At 60.1% G+C, this 23,198-nt stretch carries 21 protein-coding genes and 1 pseudogene; 19 read left to right on the top strand and 3 right to left on the bottom strand.

What is annotated here, in order from left to right:
- Nucleotides 1-57 precede the first annotated feature (57 nt).
- From AC0ZT5_RS32725 to AC0ZT5_RS32740, 4 genes are all read left to right on the top strand, one after another.
- Nucleotides 58-513, top strand: a complete 456-nt coding sequence (locus tag AC0ZT5_RS32725; protein ID WP_488499793.1) for a multiubiquitin domain-containing protein — start codon at nucleotides 58-60, stop codon at nucleotides 511-513.
- Nucleotides 488-1,675 carry a ThiF family adenylyltransferase gene (locus AC0ZT5_RS32730; protein ID WP_488499794.1) on the top strand — a complete coding sequence of 396 codons (1,188 nt, stop codon included), beginning with the start codon at nucleotides 488-490 and terminating at the stop codon, nucleotides 1,673-1,675. Before AC0ZT5_RS32725 ends, AC0ZT5_RS32730 begins: the two co-directional genes overlap by 26 nt.
- Entirely contained in the window at nucleotides 1,672-2,103 is a 432-nt protein-coding gene (locus tag AC0ZT5_RS32735) for a ubiquitination-like system serine protease family protein (protein WP_488499795.1), read from the top strand. Before AC0ZT5_RS32730 ends, AC0ZT5_RS32735 begins: the two co-directional genes overlap by 4 nt.
- Nucleotides 2,104-2,804: 701 nt before the next feature.
- Nucleotides 2,805-3,098 (top strand): hypothetical protein, encoded by a 294-nt coding sequence (locus tag AC0ZT5_RS32740; RefSeq protein ID WP_488499796.1) that lies wholly within the window; start codon nucleotides 2,805-2,807, stop codon nucleotides 3,096-3,098.
- Between the two features lie 369 nt (nucleotides 3,099-3,467).
- Here AC0ZT5_RS32740 and AC0ZT5_RS32745 read toward each other — a convergent pair whose 3' ends face one another.
- Both AC0ZT5_RS32745 and AC0ZT5_RS32750 read right to left on the bottom strand, forming a co-directional pair.
- The gene (locus AC0ZT5_RS32745) at nucleotides 3,468-4,211 is read right to left on the bottom strand and encodes a FadR/GntR family transcriptional regulator (protein WP_488499797.1); all 744 of its coding nucleotides are present in this window, start codon (nucleotides 4,209-4,211) and stop codon (nucleotides 3,468-3,470) included.
- Nucleotides 4,212-4,243: 32 nt separating this feature from the next.
- A complete protein-coding gene (locus tag AC0ZT5_RS32750; protein ID WP_488480675.1) occupies nucleotides 4,244-5,062 on the bottom strand; it encodes an SDR family NAD(P)-dependent oxidoreductase in 819 nt (272 codons plus the stop codon).
- 147 nt (nucleotides 5,063-5,209) lie between these two features.
- Between AC0ZT5_RS32750 and AC0ZT5_RS32755 the strand changes: the two genes are divergently transcribed.
- The 12 genes from AC0ZT5_RS32755 to AC0ZT5_RS32810 all read left to right on the top strand — a co-directional run bounded on the left by AC0ZT5_RS32755 (nucleotide 5,210) and on the right by AC0ZT5_RS32810 (nucleotide 18,110).
- The gene (locus tag AC0ZT5_RS32755) at nucleotides 5,210-6,562 is read left to right on the top strand and encodes a four-carbon acid sugar kinase family protein (RefSeq protein ID WP_488499798.1); all 1,353 of its coding nucleotides are present in this window, start codon (nucleotides 5,210-5,212) and stop codon (nucleotides 6,560-6,562) included.
- A gap of 9 nt (nucleotides 6,563-6,571) precedes the next feature.
- Nucleotides 6,572-7,459 (top strand): beta-keto acid cleavage family enzyme, encoded by an 888-nt coding sequence (locus AC0ZT5_RS32760; protein WP_488499799.1) that lies wholly within the window; start codon nucleotides 6,572-6,574, stop codon nucleotides 7,457-7,459.
- Nucleotides 7,460-7,526: 67 nt separating this feature from the next.
- On the top strand, nucleotides 7,527-9,059 hold the full coding sequence (locus tag AC0ZT5_RS32765; RefSeq protein WP_488499800.1) for a sugar ABC transporter ATP-binding protein: 1,533 nt from the start codon (nucleotides 7,527-7,529) through the stop codon (nucleotides 9,057-9,059).
- Nucleotides 9,060-9,097: 38 nt separating this feature from the next.
- Nucleotides 9,098-10,060 (top strand): ABC transporter permease, encoded by a 963-nt coding sequence (locus tag AC0ZT5_RS32770; protein WP_488480671.1) that lies wholly within the window; start codon nucleotides 9,098-9,100, stop codon nucleotides 10,058-10,060.
- A 93-nt stretch (nucleotides 10,061-10,153) separates the two neighbouring features.
- The gene (locus tag AC0ZT5_RS32775; RefSeq protein WP_488499801.1) at nucleotides 10,154-11,152 is read left to right on the top strand and encodes a substrate-binding domain-containing protein; all 999 of its coding nucleotides are present in this window, start codon (nucleotides 10,154-10,156) and stop codon (nucleotides 11,150-11,152) included.
- A gap of 71 nt (nucleotides 11,153-11,223) precedes the next feature.
- Nucleotides 11,224-12,258 (top strand): aldo/keto reductase, encoded by a 1,035-nt coding sequence (locus AC0ZT5_RS32780; protein ID WP_488499802.1) that lies wholly within the window; start codon nucleotides 11,224-11,226, stop codon nucleotides 12,256-12,258.
- A 5-nt stretch (nucleotides 12,259-12,263) separates the two neighbouring features.
- The gene (gene oiaX / locus AC0ZT5_RS32785; RefSeq protein WP_488499803.1) at nucleotides 12,264-13,556 is read left to right on the top strand and encodes a 3-oxo-isoapionate-4-phosphate decarboxylase OiaX; all 1,293 of its coding nucleotides are present in this window, start codon (nucleotides 12,264-12,266) and stop codon (nucleotides 13,554-13,556) included.
- A 4-nt stretch (nucleotides 13,557-13,560) separates the two neighbouring features.
- On the top strand, nucleotides 13,561-14,541 hold the full coding sequence (locus tag AC0ZT5_RS32790) for an aldo/keto reductase (RefSeq protein ID WP_488499837.1): 981 nt from the start codon (nucleotides 13,561-13,563) through the stop codon (nucleotides 14,539-14,541).
- Nucleotides 14,541-15,497, top strand: coding sequence for an L-threonylcarbamoyladenylate synthase (locus AC0ZT5_RS32795; RefSeq protein WP_488499804.1), 957 nt, complete (start codon nucleotides 14,541-14,543; stop codon nucleotides 15,495-15,497). Before AC0ZT5_RS32790 ends, AC0ZT5_RS32795 begins: the two co-directional genes overlap by 1 nt.
- A 234-nt stretch (nucleotides 15,498-15,731) precedes the next feature.
- Nucleotides 15,732-16,775, top strand: a complete 1,044-nt coding sequence (locus AC0ZT5_RS32800) for an aldo/keto reductase (protein WP_488499805.1) — start codon at nucleotides 15,732-15,734, stop codon at nucleotides 16,773-16,775.
- On the top strand, nucleotides 16,772-17,272 hold the full coding sequence (locus AC0ZT5_RS32805; RefSeq protein WP_488499806.1) for a hypothetical protein: 501 nt from the start codon (nucleotides 16,772-16,774) through the stop codon (nucleotides 17,270-17,272). Before AC0ZT5_RS32800 ends, AC0ZT5_RS32805 begins: the two co-directional genes overlap by 4 nt.
- Nucleotides 17,208-18,110, top strand: coding sequence for an N-acyl homoserine lactonase family protein (locus AC0ZT5_RS32810; RefSeq protein ID WP_488499807.1), 903 nt, complete (start codon nucleotides 17,208-17,210; stop codon nucleotides 18,108-18,110). Before AC0ZT5_RS32805 ends, AC0ZT5_RS32810 begins: the two co-directional genes overlap by 65 nt.
- 98 nt (nucleotides 18,111-18,208) lie before the next feature.
- Here AC0ZT5_RS32810 and AC0ZT5_RS32815 read toward each other — a convergent pair.
- Nucleotides 18,209-18,730 (bottom strand): annotated as a pseudogene (locus tag AC0ZT5_RS32815) (NAD(P)(+) transhydrogenase (Re/Si-specific) subunit beta); the annotation flags it as partial.
- A gap of 323 nt (nucleotides 18,731-19,053) precedes the next feature.
- Here AC0ZT5_RS32815 and tkt point away from each other — a divergent pair.
- From tkt to fba, 3 genes are read left to right on the top strand one after another with little or no spacing between them, the layout of a single operon-like run.
- On the top strand, nucleotides 19,054-21,051 hold the full coding sequence (gene tkt / locus AC0ZT5_RS32820; protein ID WP_488499808.1) for a transketolase: 1,998 nt from the start codon (nucleotides 19,054-19,056) through the stop codon (nucleotides 21,049-21,051).
- Nucleotides 21,048-22,055 carry a class 1 fructose-bisphosphatase gene (locus tag AC0ZT5_RS32825; protein WP_488499809.1) on the top strand — a complete coding sequence of 336 codons (1,008 nt, stop codon included), beginning with the start codon at nucleotides 21,048-21,050 and terminating at the stop codon, nucleotides 22,053-22,055. The genes tkt and AC0ZT5_RS32825 overlap by 4 nt, the downstream gene beginning before the upstream one ends.
- A 10-nt stretch (nucleotides 22,056-22,065) precedes the next feature.
- Nucleotides 22,066-23,118, top strand: a complete 1,053-nt coding sequence (gene fba / locus AC0ZT5_RS32830; RefSeq protein ID WP_488499810.1) for a class II fructose-bisphosphate aldolase — start codon at nucleotides 22,066-22,068, stop codon at nucleotides 23,116-23,118.
- Nucleotides 23,119-23,198 lie beyond the last annotated feature (80 nt).

Below are 23,198 nucleotides of genomic sequence, written 5' to 3' on the forward strand. Positions count from 1 at the left end.
AGATGCCATCCGGCAGAGCGAAACGCAAGCACCGCGAAAGCGGAGAAAGTAGTAAAAATGTCAGTCAATGTCGCTGCGCACCTGGTGCGTATCCATGTCGACCGGGAGATTTTCGAGTCGCCCGACCCCACGACGGGCAAAGCGCTTTACGCGCTGGCCCAGATCCCGAACCACCGTGAGTTGTTCCGTGAAATCCGCGGCGATCACGAGGACGAACCCGTACCGCGCGACGACACCGTGATCGACCTGAGGAAGGACGATCACTTTTACAGCCAGAAGGCTGTCACCGTTGGCGTCAACGGCGAGCCGTACGAAACCACGGAAACCCGTCTCTCATTCGAGGAACTGGTGAAGATCGCGTTCCCCACCCCGCCGACTGGCACGTGCATCGAATTCACGGTGACCTATCGTGACGGCCCTCCGGCGAATCCCAAAGGTACGCTGACGGCCGGCCACTCCGTGAAGATCAGAAACAGGATGAAGTTCGATGTCACGGCGACCGATCGATCGTAGCCCGCCGCTGAAGCGGCTTCGCGACGAGGGCTACAACGTCGACGTGATCACGGGATATCTCGTGATCCGTGACGTGCCCTATGTTGACAGCGACCGGCAGGTAAAGCGCGGCGTCTTGTTCGCCCCATTGGAGGTGACCAACGACGTTGCGAAGCCGCCCAAGGATCACCAGACCAAGTGGTCCGGCGATCTCCCTTGCAACGAGGACGGCAGCAAGATCCAGGGGCTTGGCGACAGCGACTTGGGTGACGGCCTGAAGATCGACGGGATGCCGGTGCGCTGGAACTTTTCCTGTAAGCCCAAGCCCGCTGACCGCTACGACGATTTCCATCACAAGATGGCGCACTACGTGGCGAAAATCTCGGGCCCGGCACAGGTGATCGAGCCGGGTGTAACGGCGCAATCCTTCAAGCCTTACGCGCCCGACGAGGACGACAGCGTGTTTCTTTACGAGGACACGGCCAGTAGTCGCGCCGACATCGTGGCAATCGCCCTAAAGCTCAAGCCGCTGAAGGTCGGCATCGTCGGCCTGGGCGGCACGGGTTCCTACGTCCTGGATTATCTTGCCAAGACGCACGTGCGCGAAATCCATCTCTTCGACAACGACGGGTTCATTCAGCACAACGCCTTTCGGGCGCCGGGCGCGCCTTCAGGCGAAGAACTGGACGAGGAGCTCTCCAAGGTCGAGTTTCACGCGCGTACCTACAGCAAGATGCGCCGCGGCATCGTCCCACATAAGATCAAGGTCACCCCAGAGAACCTTCACTTGCTGGAAGGCCTTGACTTCGTGTTCCTGTGCATGGAGGGGGCCGGGAAGCGGCCGATCGTCGAAAAACTGGAGGCGATGAATATCCCGTTCGTGGATGTCGGCATGGGCCTGACCGTGCACAACGAGAGTCTGCGGGGCCAGATACGTACAACGACCAGTACTCCGACCAAGCGCGAGCACGTCCACATCGGGAAACGCATCGCGTTCACCACGGCCGAAGAGGTCAACGAGTATGACAAAAACATTCAGGTGGTGGAATTGAACGCTCTGAATGCTGCGTTCGCAGTCATCAAGTTCAAGAAGCTTTTCGGTTTCTACGATGACGACAGCCACGAACATTTCAGCATCTTCGTGCTCGCGGGCGCCGAGACGATCAACGAGGACAGCGAATGAAGAGACCCTTCAAGATCCGACACGAGTTCGTGGAGTTCGTCCCGAGGGTCCGCGAGGCCGGTGTCCTCTATGTTTCGATCCCGTATGCAACCGCAGTCCATGATTGCTTCTGCGGTTGTGGCACCAAGGTGGTGACACCGATTAGTCCGGTAGGCTGGCAACTCACCTTTGACGGCGAGAGCGTCAGTCTCTCGCCGTCCGTCGGGAACTGGTCATTCGCCTGCCGGTCCCACTATTTCATCCGTATGGGTACGGTGGTCTGGGCAGGCGACATGTCGGAGGACGAGATTGCGTGGGGCCGGATCCGCGACAAGGCAGCGCGCGAAGGTCACTTCGATGGCCATGTCGAACCGCTCGTTTCGCCCAAGGCCGAGGTCGCGAAAACCAAATCTAGAGGCTTCTGGGCATGGTTGACCGGCGGTCTTTAGCAACTGCGAGGCTTAGGGCTCTGCCCTCGCGGCCCATCCCTGCCGACCATAAACGCTGTCGCCATGGTGGATGCGGGAGAGGTAAGTAGGCGGCATAGCCATGTGATTCATCGATGTCAGGTTGAGTTGATGGCTGCTTAGAGCCGGTGCCGAATGGCAGCAATTCGCTAAACTCGCTCCGATAGCGGGCCGACGGCTATCGGCCCTGTTCCAGCCATTGCCAATGATCACCGGAACTGCGGAATGGGGCAGGCCTATTGAAATCAAAAACACACGATGGCCTCTCAATGTTCGCGTTTTGTACTTCCAAAGTCGCATAATTGGCAAACTGATATGGCGTTGAGAATTATCTGTCGTCGGCGTCCAGAATTATTTATCGTCACCCGGACCGCTAAATGGCTCATATCCCACCGCTTTCGCCCGATTAGGTTACCAATCCCTGGGCTAACAGGGTTACCAATATGCCCCGACGACAGTTAATTTCTAACTGGCGCTAAGGCGCTGTATTCTTTGAGCTAATTGCGATCTCGATTGGTAACCCAAGGCCATCCGTTACGCGAATTGGTAACCCATCAGCGACAGGTTTGGTAACCCTCATCGGGTGAGTGCCACGCGCCTCTCGGCGGATTCTTTTCAGTTCTGCTGCGGTTCGTTCCCGTCGCGGTGCGCATGGCTAGCCGGCACGAGGCGTGATACCCGGCATGCGTTTCGAGATCGGGCAGCCGACGCGCGAGGACTGCGTGAGGGTAGGGGCCGAACATAACGTTGAGGGAGCCGATGCCTTTCAGGCAGTCGCCACCTACGGTCAGAACACCTCCCTCCGCACGCTTTGCCACCTGCTTCAGAACTGTGCTGCCGCTGCCAACGGCGACAGCAGCATTCGTCTTCCGCGGATCGAGACCACGCTTCGCGGCATGTCATGCGGCAGCGACGCGCTCAAGCTTCTGCACGAGCGCCGAAACGACTTCGCACAAGAGGTCGGCAGCCCCGCTTAATTCCAGACAGATAATTCTCAACGCCACAGTGGAACGCGCCTTATCCGATCCGTGATCTCTGATCCCATTCGGGTCCCGACGCAGTCGGGAGCTGAGCTGTTTCGGCGTGATTCGCCACCGCTGTGATGGGCGCCGTTTCGGCGGTCGCCTGTTCTGCGGCTTTTCATGCGATCTCGCAGCCACCGAAGCCGAACGACCAGCGCGCGCGCCCAGCGCCAGGTAGTTTCGCGGAGACGCTAGGGCCACTACTATCGTCCATTCCGCGAGGACCCCGCTTACGCAGGGAGTCTCAAGTAGCGCCGGGGATCGACGCCTCTGCGGTCGCGCGGAATGCGGCGTGTGTAGTTTGAGTACCTCGAGTTCAGGCCGTCATTTCAGCAACGACGTGCGGAAGTGCTCCATGTTCTCTTCGACGCTTTCGCGGCTGAGGTCGCCTGTCTTCCTGTCGCGGATCATTTCGTACATGCGCTCATGCAGTCCGACCGCGCGCCACTTACCACTGACCTCCAAAGACTTCTGTACCCACGGCGCGACCATTTTCAGAACGAAGTCGGCGATCACCACGATCAGCGGGTTGCCGGCTGCCTTGTAGATGGCGCGATGGAAATCGAGGTCGGCCTTGAGGAGTTCCTCGATTGGCGAGTTCTCGTCGTCCGACAGTCTCTTCAAGCGGTCGATGCACTCCCTCATGACAGCGAGGTCAACGTCCGTGCGCCTCATCGAAGCGAGCTCCGAGCAGTTGCGGTCGAAAATGTATCGCAGTTCCATCAGCATTTCGGGGGTCGAACTCTGGAGGTAAAGCTTGAACATGGCCAGCGGCATTGCCGGGAGGCCTTCGTCCTTGCGGATGTAATTGCCGAATCCGTGCCTGGTATCCACGATCCCCGATACTGCGAGCGTCTTGATCGCCTCCCTGATTGGTGTCCGGCTTATTCCAAGCTTCTGGGCCAGCTCCTTTTCGTTCGGAAGTTTGTCGCCGGGACTGAGGTTTCCATTGGCGATCTCGCCTGTGATGTAGTCGAGCGCAATATCCAATCTGCTGGGGATTTTCTTTGGATCAACGGACAGCATTCCTAGTCGCTCCGGTCCTAATTGAGGATGGTACGAGGTCATACCGCGTTTCGCCTTTTGCGACAAACACCCGACTACGGGCGGCCAGGGCATGCAGAATTTTCGCTGATTTGTCCCAGCCGCGTGGATGCCTTCGAATCGAACGGGAACATCAACCCCGCAGCAAGGAAGCCGCCGTCGACATTGAGCGTGTGCCCGGTGATGTAGGCTGCCTCATCGCTCGCCAGGAACACTGCCGCGTCCGCGATTTCTGAAGGCTCGCCGTAGCGGCGCTGCGGGACGAGCCGATGATACGCCTCCCGGGTTTCGACCGTGTGCATGACCTTTGACACCTCTGTGAGGATGGGGCCGGGCGCAATGTTGTTGACGTTGATCCCGGATTCAGCAAGCTCGACCGCCATCACCTTGGTGAGGAGTTCGACGCCGGCTTTCGATGCGCCATATGCCGAGCGCCCGACGCCTCCCTTCTGACCGGACAGGGAGGCGATATTGATGATCCTTCCGTATCCCTTCGCCGCCATGATCCGGGCAAACGCCTGCGCTACCAGGAATGTCCCGGTCAGGTTGATGCGAACGACGCGTTCGAATTCTTCTCTCGTGCTTTCGAGGAACAACGTGGTTGCACCAACGCCCGCGTTGTTGACCAGGATGTCGACGGTGCCGAACCGTTCGATAGTTTTCTCCACGATAGCTGCGACGTCCTCGTCGACAGAAATGTCGGCACGAACCGCCAACGCCTTTTCGCCCAGGCGCGCCGCAGCCTCGTCTGCCACGTTCACATCACGATCGACGATGACCACATTCGCCCCTTCGCGAACGTAAGCTTCCGCTACCGCGAGCCCGATCCCCCGTCCTGCGCCAGTCACCACTGCGGTCCGGTCCGAAAGTCTCATTTGCAGTCCTCCCTGGAAGAATAAGGTATAAGGTATGAGGTATGATCTTGACAGGGTTATGGGCTCCTTCTATGAGTCTTGTCAAGAGTGGAGCTTCGGTCGGGGTGAGGAGGTAGGTTTCCTCGACCGGGAGTGTGGGAGATTAGCGTGCCTTCAACTGCGAAGTTAAAAGCCGTGTTTTACGGCGATGATTTCACAGGTTCGTCAGAGAATCTGGCGCAGTTCCATCGGAACGGCGTCAAGGGCAAGCTATACTTGGCGCGTCCCGCGACGGAGAAGGTTGCCGCTGATGCCCAACGTTACGATGTACTCGGTTTCGCCGGCACCGCCCGGGCGCTGTCGGGAGTCGAGCTTGACGCCGAACTCGACAGCGCCTTCTCGATCATAGCCCGGCTGAACAACGCCTTCATTCAATACAAAATCTGTTCGACCTTCGACTCGTCGCCGACGGTCGGGAGTTATGGTGCCGTGCTCGACCGCGCCGCGATCCACTTTGGAAAACGTGACGTCCCCGTGCTCGCGGCCACACCCGACTTCGGACGCTACACCTGCTTCGGAAATCATTTCGCGCGCTTCGCAGACAGGATTGAGCGGCTAGACCGTCATCCCAGTATGTGCCGCCATCCTAAAACGCCGATGCACGAGGCCGATCTTCGCATGCATCTGGCCGGGCAGACGGACAAGGAGTTCGTCAACGTCACACTGCCCATGATCCACAACCGCGCCAAGATGGACGAATGGGTCTTCGAGTCTTTCCGGGGCGGAGCGGGAGTTATTTTCGATGGCGTCGAAAATGACGACCTGGCGGCGGTCGCGGATTTGTTGTGGGCGAGGGCTTCGACGCAGCCGATTTTCGCGCTTGCGGCTCAAGGCCTTGCCCAGCAGCTTGGCGCGCTCTGGGCTCGGTTGGGACTCCTGTCCAGATCCAGGCCCGTCAATACCGAGATCCCCGGGGTCGAGAAGCTGCTCGTATTGTCCGGCAGCTGCGCCCTTCAGACTGGACGCCAGATCGCTGCTGCGGAAGCTGCCGACTGGAAGATGGTTCATCTCGACGTCTCAAAGATCGCTTCAGGCGAGCAAGGTGCCGCGGCTGCGCGCGAAGCAGCTTTGAAGGCTGTTGAAGCTCTCCACCGCGGTCGCCCTACCGTCATCTACACCGCCCGTGGAGAGTCCGGCCGGGTGGTCGATGGCGAGGTTCCAGCGGAGCGCCTTGGAGCGATCTACTGCGACATTGCCCGGACGGTGCGGCGCGCCGTGTCGCTGCCGCGGATCGTCTTTTCCGGCGGGGACAGCTCAAGCTACGCCGTCAGAACGGTCGGTGCGGAAGCTCTTGAGATCGCGGTTTTCGACGAAGTACAGAACTGCCACGTTTGCCGCCTTGACGCGCCGGGTGACGCCGAAATCGACGGCCTCGAAGTCATGCTCAAGGGAGGACAGATCGGTGCCGACGACTTCTTCATGCGCGCCCTGAGGGGCACCGTCGGTTCGGTCGCGGCGTAGGGAAGAGAAATGCATCAGAAGATCATTTTCGAAGCGCGGGTCAACGAGTACGCGCCGCGTACATCCAACCCCAACATCCCGTACACCGCCGATGAGATCGCGGAAGCCGCGGTCGCGGCCCGCAAGGCAGGTGCGGCGATCCTGCATTATCACGCGAGAACTCCGGATGGGGGGGCGACGAACACCGTCGAAGCCAATGCCGAAATCATCCGCAAAGTCAGATCGGCCACCGATCTGCTCATCCTCCCAACCCTTGGCTTCATCTCCAATGATTCGGACGCCAAGAAGCGTATTGATACGGTGGCCACTCTGGCGCTGGATCCGGCAACGAAGCCCGACATTGCTCCGATCGATACAGGATCGGCGAACCTGGAGCTTTGGGACCCGGAGCGGGCCGCGTTCGAAAACCCGGACCGGCTCTATCTCAACACGACTGAAAGTCTGATCCATTATGCCCGGAGGTTGGCAGAAACTGGCGTCAAGCCAAAGCTAGTCACGTGGTCGGTCGGATTCACGCGGCGGGCGATCGCCCTAATGAATGCAGGCCTGGTCGCGGGGCCGGCCTACTTCCTGCTCCATCTGACCGGAGGACGCTACATCACCGGGCATCCGGCGACAGAGGCCGGATTGCTGGCGCACCTTGCGTTTCTGCCCGACGACAGGCCTATCGAATGGACGGTGAACTGCCTGGGGGGAAACCTGCTGGACATAGCGCCAGCGATTTGCCGACTGGGTGGCCACATGGCCATCGGCATCGGGGACTACCCGTATCGCGAGCTTGGAACGCCCACGAACGCGGATGTCATATCCCGTGCGGTCGAGATCGCCCAAAGAGTCGGACGCGAGCCCGCCACGCCTGCAGAGGCGCGGACGATCCTGGGATTGGACAGTAAGTAAACGATCCGATATGGCGCCGCTCGGCCAGTGGCGTATTTGTAGTCTTTCAAAGGTATGACGTCATATCATGGTTGAGGTGAACGCACAGCAGGAGCTCTTTGAAGGCGGGCAGATGCCGACGGCTCGCATTCTTCTCCAGGCCGAAGGAGTCCAGAAGTCGTTCAACGGTGTACCCGCGCTGGTGGACGGAAGACTGACACTCAAAGCTGGCACGGTACACGCCCTCTGCGGCGGCAACGGTGCGGGCAAGAGTACGTTTCTGAACATAACGATGGGTCTGCTACGCCGCGACGGCGGTACGGTGCAAATCGACGGCGAACCGGTCGACTTCAAGAGCGCGGCGGACGCGCTGCGCCATGGCATCGCGATCATCACGCAGGAGCTTTCTCCGGTTCCGGAGATGACGGTCGCCGAGAACCTTTATCTTGGTCGTGAACCTAAGCGACTTGGGGTCTTCGTGAACTTCGCTCAAATGCGACGGGACGCCCAGGCATTCCTCGACGAACTGGGTTTCGAAGTCAACGCGCGCGCAAAGATGGGGGAACTGAGCCTCGCGCAGATTCAGCTCGTCGAGATCGCGAAGGCCCTGAGCTACCGCGCGCACATCGTCATCATGGACGAGCCCACTTCGGCAATCGGCGAACATGAAGTCCATGTTCTGTTCAACGCGCTCCGCAAGATTACCGCGCGCGGTTCCGCAATCATCTACGTCTCCCACAAGCTCACCGAAATCTTCGAGATCGCGGACGAATACACCGTTTTCCGCGACGGCCGGTTCATCGAGACGGGATACATCAAGGACATCGATCGTCGCCACCTCGTGACGCAGATCGTTGGTCGCGAAGTGAAGCTGGTGGAGAAGGGTAAACCCCTTGAAGACGCACCGATCCTCCTTTCGGTGTCGAACTTGGCACGTGGATCACACTTCCGCGGCATCTCCCTGGAAGTCGCGTCGGGGGAGGTGGTGGGCATCTATGGATTGCTTGGCTCAGGACGGACCGAGTTCTTAGAAACGATTTTCGGACTTCACTCTCCCACGAGCGGAGAGGTCATATTCAACGGCGACAAGGTGAGACCCGGCCGCCCCAAGGAAGCGATCAGGCGCGGGATGGCCATGGTCACGGAGGACCGCAAAGACAGCGGCCTCGTCCTCTCGGCGTCGATCGCCCACAATATCACGCTCTCGTCGCTCGCCCTGATGGCAGTCAGCGGCTTCATCCGCGGCGACAAGGAACGAAGCGCCGTGCGCGACATGATCGACTCACAGCGCATCAAGTCGGCGTCGCCCGACGTCACCGTCGAGACCTTGTCTGGTGGGAATCAACAGAAAGTCGTTCTGGCACGCTGCCTGCTGACCGACCCGCGGCTCTTGATCTGCGATGAGCCTACGCGCGGCATCGACGAAGGCTCGAAGCAGGAGATCTACGCGTTCCTGCGGGATTTCGCCGCAAAGGGCAATGGCGTTCTGGTGGTCTCCTCGGAGGCCCCCGAGATCATCCAGCTCAGCGACCGGATCGCAATCTTCAAACAGGGGCAGCTCGTCAACATCATCGACGGTGCCGACGCAACACAACAGACGCTCATGGACCTGGCGAGCTGACCGATGGCTGCTGGTTCCTCAAAGGGAGGATTTGAGCAATGAATACAATCGCTGCGGCGAAGCCCGGAAGCATGCGGGCAGGAGAACTGATCAGGCAGTTCAGCATCGTCCTGGTGTTCTTCCTGATCGTGGCGTTCTTTTCATTCGCCAGCCAATATTTCCTGACGTGGCCGAACTGGCTCAATCTTGTCCGGCAGTCGTCCATTAATGGCATTCTGGCTATTGGCGTCACCTTCGTGATCCTCACCAAGGGCATAGACCTGTCGGTGGGATCCGTCATGGCGCTGGCCGGAATGATCGCCGCCAGCCTGGTCACCGACACGAACGAGCACTTCGTGCTTTGGGGCATCCTGGCGGGGCTTGCCGTCGGCGCCGTCCTTGGGCTGGTCAACGGAGTGCTCGTCGCTGCGATCAAGGTTCCGCCGTTCGTTGTAACCCTCGGCATGCTTAGTGCCGCCCGCGGATTAACCCTGATCTTCTCGGATGGCCGACCGATTCCGAATCTATCGGACGCCTTCACATGGATCGGCGGCGGCCAAATCATGTACGTGCCGGTTCCGATCCTGGTCCTGCTGCTCGTCTTTCTGATTGGATGGACCGTCCTGAACTACACGACCTTCGGACGTTATGTCTATGCAGTCGGTGGCAACGAGAAGGCGGCACGTACGAGCGGCGTCTCGACGAAGATCGTGGTCGGCTCGACCTACGTCATCTCCGGGCTTCTGGCGGGCCTGGCTGGGATCGTTCTCTCAGCCAGGACAACCGCAGCCCTGCCGCAGGCCGGCATGGGCTACGAGCTCGACGCGATCGCCGCTGTCGTCATTGGAGGGACCAGCCTTGCCGGCGGCCGCGGTTCGCTGCTCGGCACGCTCATCGGAGCGCTGATTATCGGCACCATCAACAACGGCATGGACCTGATGGGGGTGTCTTCCTACTACCAGCAAGTGCTCAAGGGCACCATCATCGTGGTCGCGGTCATCGCCGATCAAATCCGCAAATGACGCAATTTCAGGAATTGCCGCCGACAGGTCGGCGACAATGCCCGATCACGCAAGCAACGCGCTCGGGCGGCTTCAACCAGAGGAGAGTTTGAAATGCAGATGTCTCGGAGGAACCTGCTCAAGGCAGGCGTGGGAATGGCAATCGGCGTGGCCATGCTGGCCGGAACACGGATGGCGTTGGCGGAGGACAAAATTCGGATCGCTGCGTTATCGTTCGGCGAGTCCGGTGAATACATGAAGGCTTGGTCGACGGAAATCCAGAACCACCCGGCCGTCAAGTCCGGCATGGTCGAGATCACGGTTTTCGACGGCAAATATGACCCGCTGACCCAGGCTAACCAGATCGATACCGCGATCACCCAGCAGTTCAACGCCATCATCATGGCACCGTTCGACCTCCAGGCGTCGGCTCCGCCGATCGACAAGGCAGCGCAGGCCAAAATCCCGCTGATTGTCTCGGCGCTCAAGACGAAGTCAACGAATTACACCGCGTCCATCATCGTCAACGACACCGAGGGCGGCCGCATCATCGCCGAGGAACTCGGCAAGCGGCTCCCGAAGGGCGGCAACGTCGTTCTCATGGAAGGACCGATCGGCCAGTCCGCTCAGATCGAGCGCCGCGCTGGTGTCGACGCCGGGCTCGCGAAGTTCCCGAATTTGAAGCTTATCGAGGCCAAGACCGGCAACTGGAGCCGTGCCGAAGGCCAGGCCCTTATGGAGAACTGGCTGCTGGCTCATCCCGGCCAGATCAACGGCGTGCTTGCCGAAAACGACGAGATGGCGCTGGGTGCGATCGTGGCGATGAAGAGCGCCGGCATCGATCTCAAGACCGTACCCGTTTTGTCGATCGACGGCATCCCCGACGCCAAGCGCGCGGTGAAGAAGGGCGAACTGGCGGTCTCGCTCTACAAGTATGCGCGTGCCGAGGGCCAGGGTGCCGTCGATCTCGCTCTGCATGCGATCAAGGGCGACAGCTACAAGCCGCAGGCAGAAATCTGGGGCTCTCTGATGGAATGGAAGGACGGCAAAGAGAAGGACTACGTCGTGCCGTGGCTGATCCTCGATTCCACAAATGTCGAGAAGTACATGTAATCAGAAGGCTTGACTGCGGACGGCCCCTGGGCCGTCCGCACGATCTGCTCCGAAATCGAGGATTGAGCACCATGCAAGAAAGAAAACTCGAAAAGACCGAGGTGACGCTGACCTCCCTTGGGCTGGGGACCTCACCGCTCGGTGGCTGCAACGTCGACGTGAGCTTTCAGACTTTCGAAGCAGTCGTCCTCAAGGCCTACGAACTCGGGGTCCGCTACTTCGACACCGCGCCGCTCTACGGTCTCGGTAAGTCCGAGCACTCGCTCGGCCATGTGCTCCGCAACAACGATCTTGTCGGTAAGGTGGTGGTCAGCACCAAGGCGGGGCGTATCCTCAAGCCTGAGAGCCGAGCCAAGCGCGCCGAAAGTCTTTATGGCATCGATTGGGTGAAGGCGCTGCCGTTTGTCGACGAGCACGACTATTCGTACGACGGCATCATGCGCGCCTTTGAAGACAGCCAGCAACGCCTGGGCATGGACCACATCGACATCCTGTATCTCCATGACGTGAGCGGTGAATGGCATCGCGAGTCATATGACACGCATCTCTCTGCCTTGAGGGCCAGCGGCTACAAGGCTTGCGACGAGCTGCGCCGCACGGGGTCTGTCAAAGCCGTCGGCCTCGGCGTCAACGAAACGGCGTCGGTCCTGCAGGTAGCCGAGGAGTTCGATCTGGACTGCTCGATGGTCGCTGGGCGGTACACCCTCCTGAACCATGGCGCCCTCGACCATTTCTACCCGGAAATGCAGCGCCGAGGTATCGGCATCATCGCCGCCGGCATTTACAATTCAGGCATCCTGGCCGAGGGCAGCAAATCTAGGACGACGACCCGGACCTACGACTGCCAGCCCGCACCCGAGGCGATTGTTAGCAAGGTCGAGGCACTTGAGGCCGTGTGCGAACGCCACGGCGTATCCCTTCCGACCGCGGCGACACAATTCGTCTACGCGCATCCCGCAGTGACCGCGGTCGTCCAGGGGGCTTTGACGCCGGAACATGTGGCGGCGAACGTCGCCGCGATTTCCACGCCAATCCCAACGGCATTTTGGGATGACCTCAAATCGTCGGGTCTCATTCCCGCGGCCGCCCCAGTGCCTGCGGCGTAAAGCCGATGACGGTGGAGTTGGCTCGGCCAAGACCCTCGGATGTCCTCGTCACCTACCGTGTCGAAACGGCTGGAAGTCCCGAGACATTGGCGGCCAAGATCGCAAGCGATCAGTCCACCGGAACGTTCGTGGACCTGCCGGGAGAGACGGCTGAACTCAAAGCCCGCGCGGCCGCGCGGATTGTCGCTTTCGAGCAGCTGGACACCACCGAAATCCCTTCTCTTCCCGCCAAGGGAGCGGCCTTCAATCGGGCGCAGGTGACGATTGCGTATCCGCTCGAAGCTGTCGGAACCGACCTGTCGGCCCTGGCGACGGTGGCGCTCGGCGGTGTCTGGTCGATCAAGGAGTTCACGGGACTTAGGGTCATCGGCCTTAAGTTGCCGTCCGAGTTCGACGGGATTTATCCCGGACCCCAATTCGGGATCGAAGGCTCGCGGCGGCTTACAGGGGTTTACGACAGACCGATTATAGGAACCATCATCAAGCCTGCGCTGGGTCTTACCCCTGATGAAACGGCGAAAGTCGTCGGCGAGTTGATCACATCCGGCGTTGATTTCATCAAGGACGACGAGAAGCTGATGTCGCCGCCTTACTCCCCATTGGAAGCGCGCGTGAAGGCCATCATGCCGCTCATTCGGGACCACGAGCAGCGAACCGGGAAGAAGGTCATGTACGCCTTCGGCATTTCCGACGTCGATCCCGACGAGATGGTGCGGAAGCATGACATGGTGGTTCGCGAAGGCGGTAACGCCGCGGTCATCAACATCAACTCAATCGGCATGGGCGCATTCCTGTTCCTGCGCCGGCGTTCATCGCTCGTGCTGCACGCCCACCGTAACGGTTGGGACCTCATCACCCGGCATCCGGGCCTCGGTTTCGACTTCTCGGTTTATCAGCAGCTTTGGCGCCTGTTGGGCGTCGACCAGTTCCAGATCAACGGCATCGCAGCGAAATACTGGGAGCCGGACGACTCTTTCGTTCAGTCTTTCCACGACCTACAGAAGCCGATCTTCCATGACGCCGACCGCCCGTTGCCTGTCGTTTGCTCGGGCCAATGGGGCGGCCAGGCACCCGAGACCTATCGGCGGACCGGACAGACAGTCGACCACCTCTATCTGTGTGGTGGTGGTGTGGTTAGCCATCCTGGCGGACCTGCAGCCGGGGTGAAGGCTGTTCGCGCCGCATGGGACGCTGCCGTCGCAGGGATCGAGCTCCAGGAACACGCGAAGTCTCATCCGGAGCTGGCGCAGGCGCTCGCCAAGTTTGGCTCGAAATCACCGATATCAGAAGGGAAATGACGCCATGGAGTACCGTCAACTTGGTCGGTCTGGCCTGAAAATTTCGCAATTGGTCCTGGGCTGCATGAGCTTCGGCGTCGCGGAACGCGGCAACCATGCGTGGACGTTGTCTGAAGAGGATAGCAGGCCTTTCATCAGGCAAGCCCTCGAACTTGGCATCAACTGCTTCGATACCGCCAACGTCTATTCTGACGGTACCAGCGAGGAGATTGTCGGAAGACTTCTCAAAGAGATGGCGCCGCGCGACGAGGTCGTCATCGCTAGCAAGGTCTACGGCAAGATGCGGAATGGTGCCAATGCCGTCGGCCTGTCACGCAAGGCGATCATTGCCGAGGCAGAGGCTAGCCTGAGGCGACTTGGGACCGACTACATTGACCTCTACCAGATCCATTTCTGGGACAACTCGACTCCGATCGAGGAGACGTTGGAGGCGCTGACCGACCTCGTGCGAAGCGGCAAGGTACGATACATTGGCGCAAGCAACTGCTACGCTTGGCAGTTCGCGCGCGCGCTCTACAAATCGGACGCCTCCGGATGGTCGCGCTTCATCTCTATGCAGGCGCAAATGAACCTCCTTTACCGTGAGGAGGAACGCGAGATGCTGCCGCTCTGCAGGAGCGAAGGCGTCGGCATAATAGCCTTCAGCCCCTTGGCGCGCGGACGTCTTAGCCGACCGTGGGAAGAAAGCAGCCTGAGGTCTGAGACCGACAACGTGACAGCACGATTCTACGGACATGCCGACGAGGCGGATCGGCGCGTGGTGGATGTCGTCGCCAAGATCGCCGCCGCAAAGAGCGTCTCTCGGTCGCTTGTCGCTATGGCGTGGCTCAACTCGAAGACGGGCGTCACTGCTCCGATTGTCGGCGCGACCAAACTATCGCACCTGAAGGATGCGGCCGCGTCCCTTGACGTGAAGCTGACTGCAGAGGAAATCAAGGAACTCGAAGCCCCCTATGCGCCCCATCAGGTCGTGGGCCTGAATTAATGCGGATTACCCGCCGTTTCAGCAACGAAGACCACGACATAGAAATAGCGGCCGAAATGCTCCGCAACGGTGAAGTTGTGGCCTTTCCAACGGAGACAGTTTACGGGCTTGGAGCCGACGCCAGCAATTCCGCCGGAATTGAAAACATCTATGAGGCGAAGGGACGCCCACGGCACAATCCGCTGATTGTCCACGTTGCCGACATGGATATGGCCTGCAGGATTGCCCAGTTCAACCAGAATGCCGAGTTAGTCGCTGCCCGGTTTTGGCCAGGCCCCCTGACGATACTGCTGCCGAAGAAGGATGATTGCGGATTGGCCCCTGCGGTGACCGCGGGCCTGGCGAACGTAGCGATCCGGTTTCCGTCTTCACAGGTTGCCCAACGCCTTATCCGAGCAGTTGGATTCCCGGTGGCCGCGCCGTCAGCCAACCTTTCCGGGAAGATATCCACGACGCGTTTCGCGCAAGTGGTTCGCCAACTCGACAGCCGCATAGCGGGAATTATTGAAGATGACACCTGCGACCACGGGCTAGAGTCCACAATCCTGTCCTTGGTCGGAGCGCCTACACTCCTGCGTCAGGGTTCGGTTCCGCAAGAGTCGCTCGAAGAGTTACTTGGCTCGATGGGGGAGGACAGCGACCCGCGTGAAATATCAGCGCCGGGGCAATTGAGAAGCCACTACGCTCCTCACGCTGCCGTCAGGATGGAAGTCGACCAGCCGAGGGCGAACATGATTTGGGTCGGTTTCGGACCGACATGCGAGGGTTGCCATTTGACGCTCTCCGCTTGCGGCGACCTGCAAGAGGCTGCTCGAAACCTGTACGCAGTCATGACCGAGGCTGATGCTCTTGCAAAAGCAGGCGAGGTGATCGGGTTCGCGCCGCTACCGATGGTCGACCTTGGCCGCGCCATAAACGACCGATTGAGACGCGCCGCCGCGCCGCGCTTAACCTGACTAGAATCACGTGCGGTAAATGCGGGGGTCAGCCCAAAAATCACTTGCGTCTAAAGGTATGACCTTATACCTTATCTATCGCCGACTTGGAGGAGCCGTGCTGGGAGGTTTCGTGGGAACAATTCACGACATCAATCTTCACGGGTGGCGCCGTATTGGCGGTGCTTGCTCGCCACGGCCTCCAGGCGGCCCACCGGTAGCGCGCCTTCCAACGACATACGCAATGGATGACCAATGACCGACCTCGAACTCAGGCCACTCGGAAAGACCAAAGTGCAGGTGACTTCGCTGGGGCTCGGCACGGTGCCGCTCTCCGGCTTCAACGCCGACGTCTCATATGACCAGTTCGAAGCCACGATCCTTGCAGGGTATTCGTCCGGAATCCGCTACTTCGATTGCGCGCCGATGTACGGCTTTGGGAAGTCCGAACACTACCTTGGGCATGCGCTCCGGGCCAACAAGCTGCGCCAAGACGTCGTGGTCAGCACCAAGGTCGGGCGCGTCCTCAAGCCCGCCAGCATGACGAAGAAACTTGAGACCGTGTACGGCATCGACTGGATCGATCCATTGCCGTTCCTCGACACTTACGACTACACGTATGACGGTGTCATGCGTGCGTTCGAGGACAGCCAGCAGCGGCTCGGTCTCGACTACATCGATGTCCTTCTTGTCCATGACGTCGGCCGCGCCTGGCACGGTGACCAAAGCGAATTCTACTGGGACCAGCTGCGCGCTTCCGGTTACAAGGCGCTCGACGAGCTCCGGTCGAGCGGCGCCGTCTCGGCCATAGGTTTGGGCGTCAACGAAACGGACTCGGTCGTCGGTGTTGCGCGCGAGTTTCAGATAGACTGCTCCCTGATCGCAGGGCGCTATACGCTGTTGAACCACGGGCCCCTCGAAGCCGCCTTTGACGAGTTGCTCGAGCGAAACGTATCGGTGATCGCCGGGGGCATCTTCAATTCCGGAATCCTTGCGACCGGCGTTGGCGCAGCCACAGCCACTTATGACTACGGCAAGGTCCCGGCCGCCGTCGTGGAGAAGGTGAAGGCCATCGAGAGCGTTTGCGTGGAATATTCGGTGAGTCTGCCGGCGGCGGCGATGCAATTCGTCTACGCACATCCGGCTGTGGCCACCATGGTCATGGGAGCGAAGAGCGCCGCCGAAGTGGACCAGAACATCAAGGCGATCAACGAGACGATACCATCGGCGTTCTGGGACGCCTTGAAGGCTGCGAACCTCCTTCCGTCGAAGGCTCCGCTGCCGAAGGACGGACGATGAATCGCGCCACCATCGGCCGTGCTTTCCAATGTGACGCGGTGGTCGAGCCGGTTGCGTCAGCGGAAGCGCGCAAGGGCGTCGAAGCGCTCGTCAGAACTTATGGAGAGCTTCTTGCGATTTACTCGTTCATGCATCTCGCATTGAAGGAGAAGGGTATGCGCTTTTTGGTCGGCGAACTCGCCGACCGTGCAGCCGAAATCAAACGGTCGGTCGCGGCAGCACGCTCTGTCTTGCCGGGGGTCGCTGGCCAACAGCACGCGTTCGCCCATCTGGTAAAGGCAGACCGTCTGCTCGCTGACGCGGACACGCTGCTGCAGCGCGGCGTCCTCGTCCAAGACGCGCCGCTCTTGGGGTTGCTTGCAAACGCCGTGACCGAGCTCGAGCGTTCGGCCGCAATACTCGACACAACGACTTTTGACACAAGCAGCTGCTGTGCAGGGTCTCTATCTGGTCATGGGGAGGAATACCATGGGAGCACATTCAATCTGGGTGATTGAATACTCGCGCAGCCCGGTGCACCCGGTCAGCGGGGTCTATTACGGCGAGCACAATCGGGGAACGATGAACCTGCCGTTCGCCTACATACTTATCAAGACCAGCAACGCCGTCGTCCTGGTCGACGTTGGACACGACGCCGGCGACTTCGGAGGGCAGATCGCCAACTCGATTGGCGTCACCGGATGGACAGGTCCCGACATCGTCCTTGGCGAGTGCGGCGTGAGGCCACAGGACGTCACCCATGTGATCCTGACGCATGCACATTTCGATCACATCGGAGGCCTAAAATTCTTCCCCAACGCCAAGATCTACATCCAGAAGAAAGAGCTGGACTCATGGATGTGGATCCTCGCCAAGGGCCGCCGCTTCCGCTCCCTGCAGGCGGGATTGAACCCTGCCGACATCCTCTACCTGACCCAGGCAAACATTGAGGGTCGTCTCGAATTGGTGGAAGGCGAGAGAGAAAATCTGCTGCCGGGAATTCACCTCTATCCCGCATTCGACACGCACACTGCGGGCTCGCAATATGTGGTGGTGCAGAACGGCGAGGGAGACGACAAGATCGTCCTGTCCGGCGACGTGGTCTATACCTATAAAAACCTCAACGGGGGCGACTCGAATGATCCGTGTTTCGTTCCGCCGGGCCTCGCCAACGGCAGTCAAACGCGCCTGATCGAGACCGCCGAGGAGATGCTTGGGATCGTCGGCAACGACGAGCGCCGCATCATTCCCATGCACGAGGAACGGCTGTCAAAGATCTATCCGTCGCGCGCGACAGATCGCGAGCTCATGCTCGTCGAGATATGTCTGGCTGACGGAGAACCTTCAAGAGTGTGATGAAAGTTGCGCAGTTCACAATCGTCCTCCCAAGACGATGCGCAGGGAATGGCCGGGTGTCGACGACCCCGGCCTTTTCCATTTCGCTTCCTTCACATCTACCTGAGCAAGGGGATCAACTGGGTGACCGAGTTCTTCGCGTCCCCATAGAACATGTGGGTGTTCTCCCTGAAGGAGAGCAGATTCTCAATCCCGGAATAGCCCGTCCCCTGACGACGCTTCGATACGAAGACCTGCCGGGCCTTCCAGACTTCGATGACTGGCATTGCGGCGATCGGTGAATTCGGGTCTTCCTGGGCCGCCGCATTCACGATGTCGTTCGAACCGATGACTATAACGACGTCGGTGTCAGGAAAGTCCTCGCTGATCTCGTCCATTTCCAAGACGATGTCGTAAGGGACTCGGGCTTCGGCGAGGAGCACGTTCATGTGGCCGGGCAGTCGACCCGCGACGGGATGGATGGCGAAGCGTACGGTCTTACCTGCCGCACGCAATTTGCGGGTGAGTTCGGAAACTGCACCCTGGGCTTGCGCGATCGCCATCCCATAACCAGGGACGATAATGACACTTTGCGCGTCGTTGAGGGCCGCGGCGACCCCCTCGCCGTCGATCGAGATCTGATCCGCCGGCAAGCCGCTCGCGCACCGCTCCGATCTTCACTCAATCCCTCCCATTTTCTGTCTCGCGACGGGAAGGCCGCTCGTACCCACCATGTGTTAAATGTTACAAGGAAACTCACAAAATAACATCAAATCAACCAAGATTTCTATTACATTGTGTGGTATCTCGCATTAGGCCCATCCCCTCCGATCCTTGCGGGTTCGCGGGGCTTGGGCCCTGTCGGGATGTGATAATGTTAGCTTTATCACGAAAAGTAATGTTGAATTGTGATAAGATATGTTATATTTTGGGGGTCTCTCGCACGTCGACAGAGGAGTGCCGAATGATCCCAGCCAAGGTATCGATTTCTGATCTAGCAAACGCGATCCGCGTTCTTTCCATCGATGCCGTGGAGGCAGCCAATTCGGGTCATCCCGGGATGCCGATGGGCATGGCTGACGCCGCGTCCGTGCTGTTTGCAAGGCATTTGAAATTCGACGCCAGCCAGCCTCGCTGGGCCGACCGCGATCGCTTCGTTCTGTCGAACGGGCATGGGTCCATGCTGCTCTACAGCGCGCTTTATCTCAGCGGTGTGGAGGACGTCTCGATCGAGGAGATCCGCAATTTCCGCCAATGGGGTTCCAAGACCCCCGGCCATCCTGAATACGGTCATACCGCTGGCGTGGAGATCACCACTGGGCCGCTCGGGCAGGGCATAGCCGGAGCGGTGGGCATGGCCATAGCCGAAAGACGCCTTTCGGATGAGTTTGGCGCGGACCTGGTCGATCACCACACTTACGTGTTCTGTGGCGACGGCTGCCTCATGGAAGGCGTCGGACAGGAGGCGGCCTCGCTGGCCGGTCACCTGAAGCTCGGCAAGCTGATCGTGCTCTATGACGACAATGCAATTACGATTGACGGCTCCACCGCCGTTTCGTTCACCGAGGACGTTCCTGCCCGCTTCGCGGCCTATGGCTGGCATGTCGAAAACATCGACGGCCATGATCCGGCCGCCATCGATGCGGCAATCACTCGCGCTAAGGCAGATACCGGCAGGCCGTCGCTGATCGCGATGAAGACCGTCATCGGCTATGGTTCGCCAACCAAGGCCGGCAAAAGCTCGGCTCATGGCGCGCCACTCGGGGCAGCCGAGGCGGCTGCGGCCAAGGCTGCCTATGCCTGGCAGGCCGTGCCATTTCAGATACCGCCGGAGATCCTCGAACGCTGGCGCGCCATTGGCGCAAAGGGAGCTGGCGCACGTGCCGATTGGCAAGGGCGGCTCGATTCCATTGACGCCGGCAAGAAAGCGGAATTCCTGCGCCGGGTCTCCGGCGTGCTTCCCGATCACTATGGTGGGCAGGTTGAGGTAGCCCGGACCAAGCTCCTCGACCATCCCCAACAAGTCGCAACCCGAAAAGCAAGCCAGATCGCTCTGGAAACCCTCGCCGCCGCCCTGCCTGAGATGATCGGCGGCTCAGCTGACCTTACCCATTCCAATCTTACCCGCGTTGCCGCCGTCGACAGCGACTTCACGCCGACCAGCTCGGGGCGCTATGTCAGCTATGGGGTGCGTGAATTCGCCATGGCCGCGGCCATGAACGGCATCGCCGTGCACGGCGGACTTATTCCTTATGGGGGCACGTTCCTGGTCTTTTCAGACTATTGTCGCAACGCAATCCGGCTGTCGGCGCTGATGGGGGTACGCTCGATATATGTGTTGACGCATGACTCGATCGGGCTTGGCGAAGACGGTCCAACACATCAGCCGGTCGAGCACGTGGCCAGCCTGCGGGCCGTTCCGAACCTGCACGTATTCCGACCCTGCGATGCCGTTGAGACGCTGGAGTGTTGGGACATCGCTCTGCGCGACCGCAACACTCCATCGGTTCTGGCGCTTTCGCGTCAAAATGTTCCTCAACTCCGGTTGGAGCGCGACGCCGCCAACCGGGCGCAAAAGGGTGCCTATGTCATTAAGGAGTCCGGTCCGACTCGTGACCTGACCATTCTCGGCACCGGGACCGAGGTTTCGCTCGCCGTTGCCGCGGCAGAGCAACTGAAGGAGAGGGGCATTCATGCAGCGGTCGTCTCAATGCCCGCCTGGGATCTCTTCGAGAAGCAACCGAAAGCCTACAGGGAGGCCGTGCTCGGCAACGCGCCGCGCATCGCGGTCGAGGCGTTGTCGAAATTCGGGTGGACCCGCTATGTGGACAGCGAGGACGACGTCATCGGCATGACCGGCTTCGGCGCCTCGGCGCCCGCCGATGTGCTTTATGAGAAATTCGGCATCACCAGCCAGGCGATCGTCGCGCTCGCTCTCGAGAAGCTCGGAGCAACGCCATGAACGTGCTCAGGCTTGCCAATGATCAACCGGCTCGCGCACTGCGAGCCGTGGAGGATTTTCTGGAGGATTGGGCGGGCTCGGACGCGCTCCGCCTCGCGATCACAAAGCAAATCGACGCCGTGATGACGGGCGCGCGGGCCTTGTCGGCCAGGATCGCCCTCGGTGAACTTCCTGGCGATCCGGCCGAGATCGTCGGCGTCAATTCCGACAGCGACAAACAGAAGGCGATCGACGTCGCCTCACATCATTTGTTCCTGGCCCTGCTGCGGGATGCCGGCGCGGCGCAGGTGCTGTCCGAGGAGGCAGAGGTGCCGGCTGTCTTTGGTTCGTCAGGCCTCGCCGTCGCCATTGATCCGCTTGACGGATCGGGCAATGTCGGACTTGGGGCCTCCCTTGGCACGCTCTTTTCGATCGTTCCATTCGAGGTCGGCGAGGATCCGTTCCTCAAGCCGGGAAGGGAATTGGTCGCTGCCGGCTACGTGTCCTATGGCAACACCGTCGATCTTGGCTTTTCGGTCGGGGAAGGGGTCGTCCTGGCGACGCTCAACCCCAACGATGGAAGTTTCTACGTCATCCGGGAAAGTGTCCGGATAAAGCCCGACACGGCGGATCTCGCCTACAATGCGTCCTTGCATCGCCATCTCGTGCCGTCGACCCGTTCCTATGTGGACGACTGCCTGATGGGCAGTTCGGGTCCCCGGGACCGCGACTTCAACATGCGCTGGCTGGGCGCCGCCGTTGGAGAGCTCCATCGCATTGTTTTGCGCGGTGGCGTCTTCCTCTACGGCGCCGATGGCCGTCCAGGCTACGAGCAGGGCCGCTTGCGCCACGTCTACGAGGCCAATCCGATCGCATTTTTGATGCGGGCCGCCGGAGGCCTCGCCACCGACGGCAGCATCGACATACTCGACAAGCCGCCGGCGTCCCACCATTGCCGCACGCCGCTGGTCTTCGGCTCTGTCAACGAAGTCGAACTGATCTCAGGTCTGGTCCGGAAAGTATAAGGGGAAAGCCATGGCGCGAATTACCTTACGTCAATTGCTGGATCACGCGGCCGAACATGGCTACGGCGTACCAGCATTCAACATCAACAATATGGAACAGGCGCTTGCGATCATGGAGGCGGCCAACCTGACGGACTCGCCCGTTATCATGCAGGCCAGCCGCGGTGCCCGCGCCTATGTCAATGACGTCATGCTCAGGCACATGATGGACGCCGTGACGGAGATCTACCCCAACATCCCGGTCTGTGTTCATCTCGATCACGGCAATGAGCCAACCAGCTGCATGACAGCGATCCAGGCCGGCTTCACCTCGGTCATGATCGACGGATCGCTGCGAGCGGACGGCAAGACACCGGCCGACTGGGACTATAATGTTGGCGTGACGAAGAGTGTTGCGGATTTCGCTCACTGGGGCGGTGTGTCGGTAGAGGGTGAGCTTGGCGTGCTCGGTTCGTTGGAAAGCGGCGTGGGCGAGGCCGAGGACGGGCATGGCGCGGAAGGCCAACTGTCGCACGACCAGCTCCTGACCGATCCGGATGAAGCTGCGGCCTTCGTGAAGGAGACCAAGGTCGACGCTTTGGCGATCGCGATGGGCACCAGCCACGGCGCCTACAAATTCACCCGCAAGCCCGACAGCGACGTGCTTGCAATGCACGTGATCGAGGCCATCCATGCCAGGCTGCCCCATACCCATCTTGTGATGCACGGTTCCTCCTCCGTGCCGGACGAACTGCAGGAGATCATCAACAGGTTCGGCGGGGAGCTCAAACCCACCTGGGGGGTGCCGCTCGAGGAAATCCGGCGCGGCATCCGGCATGGGGTTCGCAAGATCAACATCGACACAGATTGCCGCATGGCGATGACCGGGCAGGTCAGACGCGTGCTGAGCGAGGATCCCTCCGAATTCGATCTGCGGAAATACATGAAGCCCGCCATGGCAGCACTTTCCAAGCTATGCCGCGAGCGCTTCGAGGCTTTCGGATCGGCGGGCCACGCTCATGGCATCGTCCCCTTGACGCTGTCCGAAATGGCTGAGCGCTATCGCAACGGGACTGTCCATTGAGAGCGACATGTTGGACATTGGCGCAAGCGCTTACACACGCCGGCGAAGCGCCTCATGCCACGTGTCGGAGCTCGTCCGGC

The organism is Mesorhizobium sp. CNPSo 4670 (assembly GCF_057784235.1).